Genomic DNA, 14,369 nt, shown 5'->3' with positions numbered 1-14,369 from the left:
GTGGAGTGACCGCACATATGAAACAAATGGAAAAGGGTTGAACATGCAGATGACACCGTACACGCTGCCTTTGCTGGCAGCAGCTCTTATCTCGGCCATCGTCGCAGTCCTTGCGTGGCAACGCAGACCTTCCCCGGGGGCTCGTGCCTTTTCGGCGGCCATGTGTCTGGTGGTCCTGAACATCCTTGTCTCGCTGTTCCTCCTCAGCAGTACAACACTGGATTCCTTCCTGTTCTGGGTGAAGATGTCGTTTCTTGGTGGAGGCCTGGGCGTCGCGTGGCTTGTCTTCACTCTCAGGTATGATGGAAGATCGCTGCGCGATGTCACTCGCATTGCGGCGCTCGCGGCAGTAGAACCGACGGTGATGTTTGTCCTGACCTGGTTCAACGACCTGCACCACTTGCTCTGGAGTCAGGCCGTTGCCACGCCCATTACGGCCCCCGGCGCACTCCTGCGCGTCGACACACGTCTTGGTCCACTGTTCTGGGTCTGGAGCGCATACCAGTATGCACTTCTGCTGTTGGGTGTCGTGATCCTGCTGCGCGGCCTGTTCAGAGTGCCCTCTGCCTACCGTGGTCAGACGGTCGCCGTTCTGGTCGCGATGGCCGTACCGTGGATCGCCAATGTCCTGTTCCTGGTTGGTCGGACTTCGGTCACCGGGGTCGACCTCACTCCCTTCGCCTTCGCTCTGAGCGGCGTAGCCCTCTTCCTGGCTCTGTATCGCTTCCGCTTCCTCGACCTCTCCCCCATCCCCCGTTCGCTCGTCCTGGAGGCCAGTCCAAACGGAGTTCTCGTCCTTGACGGCAGGGGTCGACTGGTCGACATCAACCCCGCCGCCGAGGCAATCCTTGGGTGCTCTGCCCGCGATGTCCTGGGCGCAGAGGGGACGCAGGTCCTGCCTGCCCTTTCACCCGCAGCGTCGGGCCCCGATGTCGAGCTGACCTTCGTCCGTGACGGGGTGGAGCGCTCCTACGACCTCCACGTCGCTCCGCTGCGCAAGCGCATGGGAAAGCTCGCTCTGCTGGTGGACGTCACAGATCGCAAGTGCTTGACCGCGCACCTGCTCCAGGCGCAGAAAATGGACGCCCTCGGCCTCATGGCAGGTGGAATCGCCCATGACTTCAACAACCTGTTGACAGGCATCCTTGGAAACCTGAGCATCATGCAGGAAGAGGCCGGGCAGCTGGATTCCATCGCAGAGCCGCTGGCCCAGGCTGAGCAGGCTGCTAGGCGGGCTGCCGGCCTCGCACACAACCTGCTGACGTTCAGCCGCAATGGGAGCCCAGCGCCGACGTACCTCAACCTCAACCAATCTGTCGACCTCACGCTGCAGTCCATCGCGGAACTGGTGCCGCCCTCCATGACAATCGCCCGGGACTATGCACCGGGCCTCTGGAACATTCTCATCGACCAGGTTCAGCTTGGACAGCTCGTCATCAACCTCGTCCTCAACGCCCGGGACGCGATGAACGGCACAGGAACGCTGACCATCCGGACCAGCAACGTCGACGTTGACGAGCGGTTTGTCCGGACACATCCAGAGACCCGGCCGGGTGAACATGTTCTTCTGCAGGTGACCGACACCGGTAGCGGCATGACTGACGCCGTGCTGCAACATCTATTCGAGCCATTCTTCACCACCAAGCCTGTCGGACATGGAACCGGTCTGGGCCTCGCAGTCGTCTACGGGGCAGTCCAGCAAGCCAGTGGCTGGATCATTGTGGAAACCGCAGCCGGGAAGGGAACAACGTTCTCCACGTATCTGCCACGGTGCAGGGAACCAGTGCAGGCACAAGTGCCGGCGTTCCAGGAAGCGTGCACACAACGGGCAGAGGGGCACGAAACCGTACTTGTCGTGGACGACGAGGAGATGATCCTGCAGCTCTCCAGACGCATGCTGGAACGCTCCGGCTACACAGTGATGATAGCAGCAGATGGCCCGTCCGCAGTCACCGTCATCCAGGAGAATCCTGCCGCCGTGGACCTCGTCCTGCTGGACATGACCATGCCGGGTATGACAGGAGACCAAGTGCTGTGGGAACTGAGACGGCTGGGGTGCACGGCCCCTATCCTCATCTCGTCAGGGTATTCGCTGGGCGGCAGCATCCAGGATCTGGTTGGAAGGCCTGGAGGCGCCGACGGGTTCCTGCCCAAGCCGTACACCATGCAGGAACTCTCAGAAATGGTCCGCACGACACTGGACGCCGTTCAGACAAGCTGAACACACGCGAGTTGCACTGTGGCGCATCGTCGCCATACTGTCCGCAGGAGGTGGCTCCATGAGTATCCCGGTATCCCGTATGCACAGGCGTCAGAATGTCCGTAGAGCCCTTCTGCTCGTCTCGTTTCTGTTGTTCCCCGTGACGTTCTATTATCTGTCTCCCTACCTCATCATCATGGGCGCCGGCGAACGTACGGCGTCGGGCAGTATGGTGGTGTTCGGCGTGATGACCCTGACTGCGCTCGTGCTGGGCCGCCTGTTCTGCGGCTGGGTATGCCCCGCCGGTGGACTGACCGAAGCCCTGTTTGCCGTGCAGAACAGGAAGGCAAACAACAGGAGAAACTGGACCCGGTGGCTGGTCTGGGTACCGTGGATAGCCGTCATAATCCTCGTGACCCTCAGGGCGGGAGGTATCCAGCGCGTCGACATCCTATACCAGACTGACCATGGAATTTCGTTGACAACTGCCAGCGGCATGGGACCCTATATCATCTTCTACGCTGTCCTCGCACTGATCTTCGTCCTATCACTGACAGCGGGCAGGCGCGGATTCTGCCACCATACCTGCTGGATGGCCCCGTTCATGATGATCGGGAGGGGAGTCCGCAACACCTTCCGCCTTCCTGCCGTCCAGCTTAGCGCCGACACTCCCTCGTGCGTCGGTTGCTACGCCTGTACGTCTGCGTGCCCGATGAGCCTTGAGGTCCAGGCGATGGTCCTGAGTCAGCGAATGGAGAACAGCGAATGCATCCTGTGCGGCACCTGCGTCGATGTCTGCCCTCACAACGTCATCCGCTACGAGTTCGGCAGGCCTCGCTCCACGAACCCCGTCCGACCAGAGAAACCATAACCACCCTTCAGCTGCTCGAAGAGACTGCTCGTCATGGGGCCCTGGTGTGTGTTCTACGACGCGACGATTGACCAGGCAGCGTAGAGCAGCAGTCCCACGAGAACGAGCGAGTAGGCGAACCTGACCTTTGGGTTGGCAATGAAACGCTGGATGCCGGCGCCCAGCAGCGCCCACAGCGACGTCGAACAGAAACTCAGGACCGTGAGCAATACTGCAGAGATGACGACTGCCAGCCAGCTCTTCGCCAATGGAGCCAACAGCGTGGCATACATCGTGAGCCCAAACAGGATGACCTTGGGATTGACGAACTGGAGCAGCAATCCGTCACGGTACCGGGTGCCACTCGCCACAGGGGACGCATGTTTCTTGCCCTGCGGTCGCACGACGGTCCAGGCGATCCATAACAGATACGCGACGCCCGCGATCTTCAGCACAATTGCGATTCTGTCATAGGCCGAGACGAGGAGCTCTGTCAGCAGTCCCGTTGCCACCATGATGCAGAAGAACCCTGTAACGACACCCCCGATGAACCGCAGCGTGCGAGGGTACCCTACGCGCATCCCCAGCGATGAAGAGGTGATGTTGTTCGGGCCCGGCGTGAAGATGGAAACCAGCGCGTAGCTGAGCACTGGCAGCAGCTCGATCCCCATCACCTGCACGGCGGATGCTCCAGCGATACACGGAACGGGTGAAGTTCCGCTGTCATGACGCCTGCGCGCACGGCCGGGTCGTCTGCCATGAACGAGCACGCCGCAGTCTCGTCTTCCGCTTCGAAAATTACAAGGCCAAATGCCCCGTCCGTCGCGGGCCCTGCCAGTCGTACCGTCCCCGCACTACATGCCTGCTGCAGATGCACGAAATGGCGGTCGATGGCGGCGGATTCGTCCTCGGTCGGCGACGTCCTCGCCGCAGGCCTGGTCAGGTGTACTACATAAATCCATGTCGCCACATCGTTCTCCTGTGTCATAGCTCCCCCTCCGGTGACAGTGTAGCAGGAATGGCCCGCGCGCACGACTGCGGTTCAGGAGACGGCAGCCGCAGCAGCGGTCCCCTTGAACTGCGACACGTACATGTACAGGTTGTAGTAGAATCCGTGTTGTTGCAGCTCTCCTTGCACGCAGCGGGTTCTCCACCATACTGTGAACTATGTGGAGGAGACTTGGTAGTGCGTAGACAATCATGGTGGTAGCTGTTACTGGCTGCGTTTGTTCTTGCTGTCCTCAACCTGGTCTTCGACGGATGGCTGTTCGTCTTTCCGTCGACCTGTGAACACTCCTGGCAATGAGGCTGAGATGACAGACAGAAACGTGCCGGTCACGAAGGGTGCAGCAAACGACCGGGAGTTGACCCGGCTGATGGCAGGTCTGCCCGGCATGGTCTACCGAGCCTCGGCCCAATCTCCCTTCGCCTTCGAGATTGTCGGCGGGGGCTACGAACGTATCCTGGGCCGTTCTCTGGACGAACTCACGACGAAGCCGGATATCCGCTCCACGATCATGTACCCCGATGACGTCGCTCGCTACCGGGCAGCCGCGGAGAACGCGGTGAAATGCGGTGACACGTTTCAGATTGAGTACAGCGTCATCTACCCCGACACCACAGAACGGGTGGTGTGGGAGCAGGGCGGCCCCGTCCGCGCGCCCGACGGATCCTGCTTCATTGAAGGAAGCATCATCGATATCGAGGGACCAGTGCACGCACGGCAGGTACAGGACGCCACCTACCGCATCTCCCAGGTAGCGGCGTCCGCCGAGAGTCTGCAGGAACTGTACGGCCGCATCCACCACATTATCGCTGAGCTGATGCCGTCGGAGAACCTGTACTTTGCACTCCGGGATCCGAAGACGGGATTCATAACGTATCCGTACTATATCGACGAGTGCGATGTCATGCCTCCCGACCCACAGATGGCCGAGACAGGCCTGACGGCATACATCCTGCGCACGGGCACACCGCTACTTATGAGCGAATTCCACGAGGCAGAGCCGGTCAAGTCGGGAAGCATCACTCCCACGGGAACAGTTCCCATCAGCTGGCTCGGTGTTCCGCTACAGTTGAAGGGGAGCACAATCGGAGTCATGGCTGTCCAGGTATACCATGGAAGCTATCGCTACACCGAACAGGACCGGAATATCCTGTCCTTTGTCGCCGACCAAGTTGCGGTCTCGATAGACCGCTGGCGCTCCCGTGATGCGCTGGCCACGTCCGAGGAACGGTTCCGCATCGCCGCACAGAGCACGAGTGACATCGTCTATGAGTGGGATATCGCCGAAGACCGCACCACCTACTATGGTGACCTCGACGGCGAGTTTGCCCGTGCCATCGGCGGCTTCCCCTCCAAGGGCAGCCAGTGGGATTCCTATATACACCCCGACGACCTTCCAGTGCTCCACCAGGCCATCCAGCAACACCTGAAAGTACATACGCCCCTCCGTGTTGCGTATCGCATGCGTTGTACCGACGGCACATGGCACACCATCGTCGAATCGTCGCAGGCCGTGCTCGACAAGGATGGTCAGGTTGTCAAATGGATCGGGACTACCGCCGATGTCACGGACCGCGTCGTAGCCGAGAATTCCCTGCGGGACTCCGAGGCACGGATGCGTGCACTGTTCGCCACTATGAACGACATCATTATCGTTCTGGACAAGGACAGCCGCTACATCGAGATTGCCCCGACACGTGGTGACCTGCTGTACAGGCCTCGAGAGGAGCTGCTGGGCAGGACCGTCCGTGAGCTGTTCGACAGCGACCTTGCTGACCGATTCCTGGAGAACATCCACAAGGCCTTGGCGAACCAGTCGACCGTGGACATGGACTACAGCCTCACTATAGGCCAGTCACATCTGTGGTTCGAGGTCCGCATCAGCCCACTCACAGATGAGCGGGTCTTGCTAGTCGCGCATGACGCGACGGCCCGCCATGACGCGCAGGAAGCAGTACGCGTCGAGACATCCAAGGCCGAAACCTACTTCAATATGTCGGGGGTCATCATCGAGGTCCTCGATACAGACCTTCACCTCGTGCGCCTCAACCAAACAGGCTACGACTTCTTCGGATACGCACCGGACGAGATCGTGGGCAAGGACTGGCTCGACATAAGATTGCCGGAGCGCGAGCGTGACAGGGCCAAGGTGTTCCTTCGTGGCGAACTCGCAGGACAGCCGATCCCAGAGCACATAAATGGTCCGGTGATCACACGCAGTGGCGAAGAACGCATTATTTCGTGGCATGACTCTCTGCTGCGGGATGCTGAAGGCCGGATAACCGGGCTCATCTCCTCCGGTGTTGACGTCACCCACACTGTGCACCTCGAACATGAGCTTCAGCGGATGGACAAGCTGGAATCGCTGGGCGTCCTTGCGGGTGGCATCGCTCATGACTTCAACAACATGCTGACCGGTATCATCGGCAACATCAACCTCGCCCGCATCGAAGATGACGCGGCACATTCCCGTGAATTGCTCGAGGAAGCCGAGCGGGAGGTCCTCCAAGCTCGCGGGCTGACGCAGCAGCTGCTGACCTTCGCCAAAGGAGGAGCACCCGTCCGTTCTGTCCACGACCTTGCTCATATCCTGCAGGAAACTGTCAGCTTCGCCCTGCGCGGTTCCGACGTTTCGGCTTCGTTCGACCTGCCCGCGGACCTGTGGTGGGCAAGCATCGACAAGGGGCAACTGTCTCAGGTCTTCTCCAACATCGTCATCAACGCTGACGAGGCGATGCCTGCCGGAGGGACGATTTCCGTCGTTGCACGCAACATCACCGTAGACGACGGCGCGTACCCGGACCTGGCTCCAGGCGACTATGTCCGCATCGACCTCAGTGACACCGGCGTAGGAATCGCCGAAACGGACCTTCGCAAGATCTTCGATCCGTTCTTCAGTACAAAGCGCCGGGGCAGTGGCCTCGGCCTGGCGACGTCCTATGCCATCGTCCACAAACATGACGGAACCATCGGCGTTGTCTCGACACCAGGGGCCGGCACGACCTTCTCGATCCTGCTGCCTGCCGTCCCTGCCGGTCCGTCCCTTCGGTCGCCTGAAACAGCGCCCAGGTTCAGCGGACATGGCCACGTTCTGGTCATGGACGACGAACCCACGGTGCGACAGGTAGCGGTCGCGATGCTGAAGAAACTCGGATATGAGGCGGAGGCCGTCCCTGACGGGGCCAGCGCACTTCGTGCGGATGCTGAGGCCCGGACGGCCGGGCGGCCGTTCAGCGTCATCCTCATGGACCTGACGATCCCGGGTGGCATGGGTGGACAGGAAGCTGCGGCGTTGTTTCGTGAGAACCGCACGCCGGCACAGTTGATTGCCTCGAGCGGATACGCCACTGACTCCGTCATGGCTCACTACCGTGATTATCACTTCGACGGCGTACTCGCCAAGCCCTACAGCTTCGTTGAACTGACGTCCGTCCTCGCCTCCCTCGCCACACAGCGCTCCTCTTGAATAGCAGAGCCTAAGCCTCACAATAGTTGTGTGTTGCCGTTCGTTCGCTGGTGATCGTGGCTCGGAGGAATACACGTGAAGGCATCCCGTCTGGTCATATTGCTCGTTCTGGCTGCAGTCTTCGCAGCAATGCTGGGGATTCCTCCAGCTGTTGCCGTAGCGCCTCCCAGCAGCGTCCTCATCCTCAATTCCTACGATCAGGGTTACTCATGGACGGACGGTGAGGTCGCAGGGATCCGCAGTGTCCTTGGCGACTCACCGTCGTGGGTCCAGCTCTCTGTGGAGTACCTCGACTGGCGCCGGTTCCCCTCGCAGCAGAACCACGATCAGGTTGAGAAGCTGCTGCAGACACGCTACGGTGCCAGCAAACCCGACGTCTTGATCGTCACTGACAATCCGGCGCTGGACTTTGCACTGGACCACCGCAGCAGTCTTTTTGCCGGCGTACCTATTGTGTTCTGCGGCATCAACGACTACCAGACATCTCTGCTCCGGGGAGCGAAGGATGTCACGGGCATAGCTGAGGAGATCGACCCCGCCGGAACACTCGCGCTGGCGCTCAGGCTACATGCACACGCCAGCAGCGTCTACGTCATCACGGACTTCACCGAGACAGGAACTACTGTTCGCCAAACCATCCAGAGCGTCGTCCCGGAATTTCAGGACCGCGCTGCGTTTACGTTCTCCCCTGACGCAACAGTTGCAGAGCTCATGGACGCAGTGGCGGCACTCCCTGGCAATACTATCATTCTGGCTGGACCGTTCACCCGCGACAAGGGCGGCGTGCTCATAGACATCCCAGAATTTACCGCGGAACTCGCCCAGCACACTAGCCTTCCCATCTACGGCATGTATGAACAGGGTCTGGGTCAAGGTATCGTCGGTGGCGTGCTCACGAGTCCTCAGCTAGAAGGCACAAAAGCGGGCGACCTCGTCGCACGCATCCTGGCTGGTGAGCCCGCCGGTTCAATCCTAGTGGTAACCAGGCAGTCGACGCACGTGGCGTTCGACTGGAACAGATTGGAGGCATTCGGCATTCCGGTGTCCAGCCTTCCTGCCGGGGCTACGGTGATCAACCGTCCCGTCACCATCCTCGACACCAACCGTAGACTTGTCGTCTTCACCATTGTGGTCATGCTGTTACTGGTGCTGGGTATCGTATTCCTGGCGATCAATGATGTTCGCCGCGAACGGGCCGAGGCCAGGGCACTTCGTCTGGCCACCGCCATCGAACAGGCGGCCGAGGCCATCGCCATCACCGATCCCAATGGCGTCGTCACCTATATCAACCCTGCATTCGAGCACGCAACCGGGTTCTCGGCCGTCGAAAGCAGAGGGCACAACATCCGGGGACTTCTGGGCGACGAGGTTGCACTCCCTCTCGAACGGCGCGCAGAGGAGCACCTGACTACCTACGACAGCTGGAAGAAGAAAATCACGAGCGTTCGCAAGGATGGCAGCCTGGTGGAACTCGACTTGACGGTCAGTCCCGTCCGAGGCCCCGGCGACGAGGTTGCAAACTATACCTACGTCGGGCGCGATATCACACAGGAGGCTGCTCTCGAGGAACAGTTGCGCCAATCTCAGAAGCTGGAGGGGATCGGGCTCCTGGCCGGCGGTGTCGCCCACGATTTCAACAACATCCTGACGGGCATCTTGGGGTATGCCAACATGCTGGAGCCGGATGCCGCTCCGGGCAGCACCATGCAGGAGGGACTGCACGTCATCCAACAGGCGGCCGAGCGAGCTGCGGAGCTTACCAAACAACTGCTGAGCTTTGCAAGGCGGGGCAAGCGTCAAAACACTACCGTCGACCTCAACAGCACTATCCTCGAGGTCGTGTCGCTTCTCACCCGAACGGTCAACAAGAACATCAGTGTGACCGAACACTTCGATACGGACCAGGCAACCGTTCTGGGAGATCCCGGACAACTTCAGCAGATCGTCCTCAACCTGGCCATCAACGGGCGCGACGCGATGCCACAGGGCGGGAGCCTGACGTTCCGGACACGGCGCCAACGCCTCAATGTCGAACAGCTCATGGCACACCCTGGAGCCGAGCCAGGTGTGTTTGTCGCACTATCAGTCTCTGACACCGGCGTCGGCATCGAGAAGAAGAACCTCCGCCGCATCTTCGAGCCCTTCTTCACAACCAAGGACGTGGACAAGGGGACCGGCATGGGACTGGCTATGGTGTATGGGATCGTGAAGGCACACCAGGGATTCATCGACGTCCAGAGCGATATCGGCAAGGGGACCACGTTTACCGTGTATGTCCCGACAACTGACGTCGTACCCACGACTGTACACGCTGCCAATCTACCACGCAAGGGACATGGACGTATTCTCGTCGTCGATGACGAAGAGGTCGTCCGCAAGCTGGCGCGTGAGATGCTGCACCGGGCAGGATACGACGTCGTCACCGCAATCGGTACCACGGAGGCAGTCGCATGGTACCGCGCACACCCCCACGAAGCCGACCTCGTCATCATCGACATGGTCATGCCCGGCAAAGATGGCCAGGAATGCTTCAAAGCCCTCAAGGCCATCGACCCCGACGTGCGCGCCATCCTGTCGACGGGCTACGGTCTGGATGGGCATGCGCAGGACACCCTCGATGCAGGCATGGTTGGCTACGTACAGAAGCCGTATCACATGCAGGATCTCGTCACTGCAGTCGCCGACGCACTGGCAGACTAGCCGTCCTGAGGTATTACCGATCTCCTCGTAAAACCTCTGCCCGATCCCATCAAGCATGGGATCGGGCAGATTCAATAGTAGAAACGTTATGGCGTCTAGCGAAAGACGATGCCCACCCGTTTGATGACGATGTTACTCACCTTCGGACGCAACTGTTTTGCTTCCACCGCCAGGTACTTCGCCCGGGCAGCCTGTTCTTCTGCCATCACGGTCGCCTGCGTCTGCGCCGCCAGCACTGCCACCTGCTGCTGAAGGTCGTTCACCTTCTGCTGGAGGTCCCTAGCTTTCTCCTGTAACGTCTGGGCTGTTCCCCGCGTCCGAACGCCCGGCGTGAAGCTGCGCTTGCGCCCCACCAGCAGACCAAGGAACGCCTCCGCCGTCTGCATGGTCGCCGCCGAGCTGCGGTTACGCGCCTCCATCTGTGCAATGCTGAGCCGCTGCTGCGCCTCGGTCAGATCATCCTGCAGCTTGTGCTGTTTCTCCTCCAGCTTCTCCCGTACCTTGTTGACCGCCCCGGTGATGTCGGGAGCGGACAAAACGCCGAGCCGCGCCATGAACTGGCCTTCCGTTTCGCCGTCCTGCTGAGCAACCTTATATGGCTTGCTCGTCAGCAGGGTCAGGGGCCGGACCTTCAGGACGTCTTTGAGCCGCGCCGTGAGGGTCTTCCAGGACGCCGGCTTCTGCAGATCCGCAGGAACCTCTTCGAACAATACGCTCTCGGGAACCTTGTCCCACCACGTCGTGCCCTCGGGCAGCAGCTCCGCAGTTGTCCAGTCGACGGCGGGCCATTGCGAGACCGGGGCGGAAAGCAGCAGATGCTCCTGCACAAATGCTCCGGTCGTCTTGTCCTCGTACGCCACGTCCGCTTCGCCGAACACATATGGGTCGAGCGTGGTCCCCGCCGGGACGGGAGCGAACTGGACCGGGACGCCGTCAGGGAAGGCAGGCAGATATCGCGACGGTCCCGACGTCGGCAGTGCCTCCTGCGTGACATGCTCGAATTCGATCTTCCGTGATGCCATCAGCTGGCGGATCTGCGCCTTGGTGAGAGGTCCACGCAGATAGCTCATCGCAAAGCGCGACTGCATGACGATATGCCTGGCGGTATGGACGTTGTGCAGCAGGAACTGGCGCGGCTTGAGACTGCCCAGGACACCGGTGAACCATGCCCTGTCGAGTGTGCCGCCCCCTTCCTGCAGCGCTCCCTCGAGGCCACCCAGCACACGTTCGCGGTCGCCGTCCTGCTGTAGTTTGCCGATGATCCAGGTACCAGCGTTGCTGAGACCTTTGTAGTCGACGTCCACGGGGTTCTGGGTCGCCAGCACCACGCCGAGCCCGAAGGCGCGCGCCTGCTTCATCAGGGTGAGCAGTGGCACCTTGGAGGGCGGATTGAACGGGTACGGCGGGAAGTACCCGAACACCTCGTCGAAGTACAGGAGGGCACGCAGAGAATCCGTCCCCTGCTGAAGACGCATCCAGGCAAGAACCTCCTGGAGCAGGAGTGTCACGAAGAACATGCGCTCCACGTCAGACAGGTGTGCAATGGCGAAGATACTGCAACGCGGCCTGCCGTCCGGTGCGTGAAGGAACCTCTCGACATCCAGAGGGGCACCGTTCAACCAGGACTGGAACGAAGGGGAAGCAATGAGGCCGTTGATGCGCATGGCAAGCTCCAGCCGTTCCCTTGGCGGAAAGAAGGTGTCCACCTCGAAGACGCCAAGCTTCTCGAACGGCGGGTTCCGCAGTTGCACGATGAGGTCCGGGAGAGTCAGGTCCATGCCCTTGCCCCACGTATCGTTGATGATGGAGCTGACAAGGATGTGCTCACGGCTGCGAATAGGGTCGGCGTCGATGCCCACGAGGCCAAGGAGGGCGGAGGTGACACCCTTGACCTTCTCCTGCGTCTCCTCATCGCCCAGGTCCCCCGCAGGCCTGCGGAAGCTCTGCAGAACCGACACCGGGATGCCCGCGGTCGAACCTGGCGTGAAGATGACAAAATCGGCCTTCGCCTTCAGTTGCGCGATCCGCTCGGGCGCGATGCCGGAGTCGGCAAGCCCCTTCTGCCATGTCGTTGCCGTTTCGAGAGCGGCTTGCTCCACCGTCAGTTCCTTTCGCTCCGCTTCAGCCGGATCCACCCACGGCTGGAACTCCGCGGCACTCAGGCCCGGAAATGTCAGGAGGAGGTTGCCCAGATCGCCCTTGGGATCGATGGCGATGACAGGAACGCCGTCCATCAGTGCTTCTTCGATGAGGTCAATGGACAGACCCGTCTTGCCGGACCCGGTCATGCCGACGATGATGCCATGCGTCGTCAGGTCCCTGCTCGGATACAGAACAGGGGTTCCAGCCTGACCCGTCGACGGGTCCACCTCGGTACCGATATAGAATGTCTTTCTGTCTTCGTCCATGGTTGCCTCCTGGTTGAGGTTCTCTCTCATGGTATGTGCCGCGCTCTGAGGTGCAACACCACCGGATCAGCCGAGCCTGAGCCCGTCGGGCACCGGACGATCTGCACAAATCAGCACCACGCCCTCGGGGGTGTAGACACCGAGGACCAGCACTTCCGACGGGAACCCCGCCACGAGACGGCTGGGAAAGTTGACGACACCCAGCACCTGCCGCCCAACAAGCTGTTCCGGCGCATAGAGCGCCGTGATCTGCGCGCTGGAATGCTTGACGCCAAGGTCGGGCCCAAAGTCGATGGTCAGCTTGTAAGCGGGCTTGCGGGCCTGAGGAAACGGCTCGCACGCAATGATCGTCCCCGTCCGGATGTCGAGTTGCTCAAAGTCCTGTATCGTAGCCACGGTCGCCTCCAGTCCTTATGGTCAATACTACACAGCCGGGCGCCCGTGGCAATGGCTACGTAGCGCACGGTGACTCCATCGAATGACGAGTCTTCATAATAGGCGGCACGGGCTTGACACAGAGCCTCTGTTTCAGAGAATGTCCCCAGAAGTTCTCACCGCCATTCTCCACAGGAGGTCAACATGGGTATCAGAAAGCGGTTCACGATCCTGCACAGCAACGACATGCACGGCGATTTCCTCGCAGAGATGCGCGGCGAAGAGGGCCACCTGATTGGCGGCCTGTCACTGTTGTCCGGATACATCAACGAGGTCCGGAGCGAGGAGAAGAATGTCATTTACTGCATTGCGGGCGACATGGTGCAGGGGTCAATCATCGACGCCGAGTACAAAGGTATCAGCACGATGGAGATCATGAACTACCTGTCGCCGGACGTCGCCTCGCTGGGCAACCACGAGTTCGATTATGGGCTGCCACACCTCCTGTTCCTGGAGAAGATTGCCAATTTCCCCATCGTCAACGCCAACCTCTACATCACCCAGTACAACAAGCGCCTGTTCCAGCCGTATATAGTGAAGAACGTCGACGGCTTCGACATCCTGTTCATCGGGATCATCACGGAGAAGGTCATGGATATGCTGAAGACCGACAACATGCTGTCGTCGTTTATCACGCTGCAGGAGGCGGCCTCCGAAGTCGGGAAGATCTGCAACGCCTACAAGAATGATGATATTGACCTGACCATCCTGCTGACCCACATCGGCTTCGAGTCCGACAAGGAGCTTGCGAGCCTGCTGGATCCGGCCTGGGGTGTCGACATGATTATCGGAGGGCATAGCCACACGGTACTGGAGCAGCCCGCCATCGTCAAGAACATCTTGATCGCACAGGCCGGGGTCGGTACCGAGCAGATCGGACGATTCGACATCACCGTGGACGACGACACCAACAGCATCGTCGACTGGACCTGGAAACTGGTCCCAATCGACAACATCCACTGCCAGCCCGACGAAAAGCTCACCGCGTTCATCGACGGATTCAAGGACATCGTCGACAAAAAGTACGGCAGCATCATCTCCAAGTTTGCACGCACGCTCACGCACCCAGAACGCACGCGCGAGACAGAACTGGGGAACCTGTTCGCCGACGCAATCCAGGAAACAACCGGTGTCGATGTCGCCTTTGTCGGCAGCGGCAGTATCCGAAAGACGGAACTGGGACCCATCGTTACGCTGGGCGACTACCTGGCGCTGTTTCCCTACGATGACTCCATCACCCGGTTCACGGTGACCGGCGCACAACTCAAGCATGCATTCGCCGGGTTCATGCGACCGGAGAACCG

At 60.4% G+C, this 14,369-nt stretch carries 9 protein-coding genes; 5 read left to right on the top strand and 4 right to left on the bottom strand.

The genetic code is table 11. The features are described 5' to 3' along the window. The first annotated feature begins 43 nt into the window (after positions 1-43). Both SMC3_RS06655 and SMC3_RS06650 read left to right on the top strand, forming a co-directional pair. Positions 44-2,221: a histidine kinase N-terminal 7TM domain-containing protein gene (locus SMC3_RS06655; RefSeq protein WP_119087874.1), complete on the top strand. Its 2,178-nt coding sequence runs from the start codon at positions 44-46 to the stop codon at positions 2,219-2,221. A 58-nt stretch (positions 2,222-2,279) separates the two neighbouring features. Next, positions 2,280-3,071: a 4Fe-4S binding protein gene (locus tag SMC3_RS06650; RefSeq protein WP_207799708.1), complete on the top strand. Its 792-nt coding sequence runs from the start codon at positions 2,280-2,282 to the stop codon at positions 3,069-3,071. A gap of 53 nt (positions 3,072-3,124) precedes the next feature. Here SMC3_RS06650 and SMC3_RS06645 read toward each other — a convergent pair whose 3' ends face one another. Both SMC3_RS06645 and SMC3_RS06640 read right to left on the bottom strand, forming a co-directional pair. Then, positions 3,125-3,721 (bottom strand): LysE family translocator, encoded by a 597-nt coding sequence (locus SMC3_RS06645; protein ID WP_126850803.1) that lies wholly within the window; start codon positions 3,719-3,721, stop codon positions 3,125-3,127. Continuing rightward, positions 3,721-4,038 carry a YciI family protein gene (locus SMC3_RS06640; RefSeq protein ID WP_119087876.1) on the bottom strand — a complete coding sequence of 106 codons (318 nt, stop codon included), beginning with the start codon at positions 4,036-4,038 and terminating at the stop codon, positions 3,721-3,723. The genes SMC3_RS06645 and SMC3_RS06640 overlap by 1 nt, the downstream gene beginning before the upstream one ends. 325 nt (positions 4,039-4,363) lie before the next feature. On the opposite strand from SMC3_RS06640, the gene SMC3_RS06635 reads away from it, so the two are divergent. Then, complete coding sequence (locus tag SMC3_RS06635) at positions 4,364-7,522, top strand: PAS domain-containing protein (RefSeq protein WP_119087877.1); 3,159 nt, start codon at positions 4,364-4,366, stop codon at positions 7,520-7,522. A 75-nt stretch (positions 7,523-7,597) separates the two neighbouring features. Then, positions 7,598-10,222 (top strand): response regulator, encoded by a 2,625-nt coding sequence (locus SMC3_RS06630; protein ID WP_119087878.1) that lies wholly within the window; start codon positions 7,598-7,600, stop codon positions 10,220-10,222. A gap of 95 nt (positions 10,223-10,317) precedes the next feature. Here the strand turns inward: SMC3_RS06630 and SMC3_RS06625 are convergent, their stop codons facing one another. Beyond that, positions 10,318-12,630 carry a helicase HerA-like domain-containing protein gene (locus tag SMC3_RS06625; RefSeq protein WP_165846645.1) on the bottom strand — a complete coding sequence of 771 codons (2,313 nt, stop codon included), beginning with the start codon at positions 12,628-12,630 and terminating at the stop codon, positions 10,318-10,320. Between the two features lie 66 nt (positions 12,631-12,696). Further along, positions 12,697-13,026 (bottom strand): tRNA-binding protein, encoded by a 330-nt coding sequence (locus SMC3_RS06620; RefSeq protein WP_119087880.1) that lies wholly within the window; start codon positions 13,024-13,026, stop codon positions 12,697-12,699. 183 nt (positions 13,027-13,209) lie between these two features. On the opposite strand from SMC3_RS06620, the gene SMC3_RS06615 reads away from it, so the two are divergent. Continuing rightward, positions 13,210-14,369, top strand: a 1,160-nt coding sequence (locus SMC3_RS06615) for a bifunctional metallophosphatase/5'-nucleotidase (RefSeq protein WP_133299375.1), incomplete at its 3' end; no start/stop codon positions are given.

Source organism: Candidatus Cryosericum hinesii (genome assembly GCF_003570985.1).
Classification (GTDB): Bacteria; Caldisericota; Caldisericia; order Cryosericales; family Cryosericaceae; genus Cryosericum; species Cryosericum hinesii.
The sequence above is the reverse complement of the archived record's forward strand: the minus strand, read 5'-3'. Positions and strand labels throughout refer to the sequence as shown.

Coding starts and splice junctions, on each gene's coding strand:
- SMC3_RS06655 (WP_119087874.1), top strand. CDS start 44: ATGCAGATGACACCGTACACGCTGCCTTTGCTGGCAGCAGCTCTTATC.
- SMC3_RS06650 (WP_207799708.1), top strand. CDS start 2,280: ATGAGTATCCCGGTATCCCGTATGCACAGGCGTCAGAATGTCCGTAGA.
- SMC3_RS06645 (WP_126850803.1), bottom strand. CDS start 3,721: ATGGGGATCGAGCTGCTGCCAGTGCTCAGCTACGCGCTGGTTTCCATC.
- SMC3_RS06640 (WP_119087876.1), bottom strand. CDS start 4,038: ATGACACAGGAGAACGATGTGGCGACATGGATTTATGTAGTACACCTG.
- SMC3_RS06635 (WP_119087877.1), top strand. CDS start 4,364: ATGACAGACAGAAACGTGCCGGTCACGAAGGGTGCAGCAAACGACCGG.
- SMC3_RS06625 (WP_165846645.1), bottom strand. CDS start 12,630: ATGGACGAAGACAGAAAGACATTCTATATCGGTACCGAGGTGGACCCG.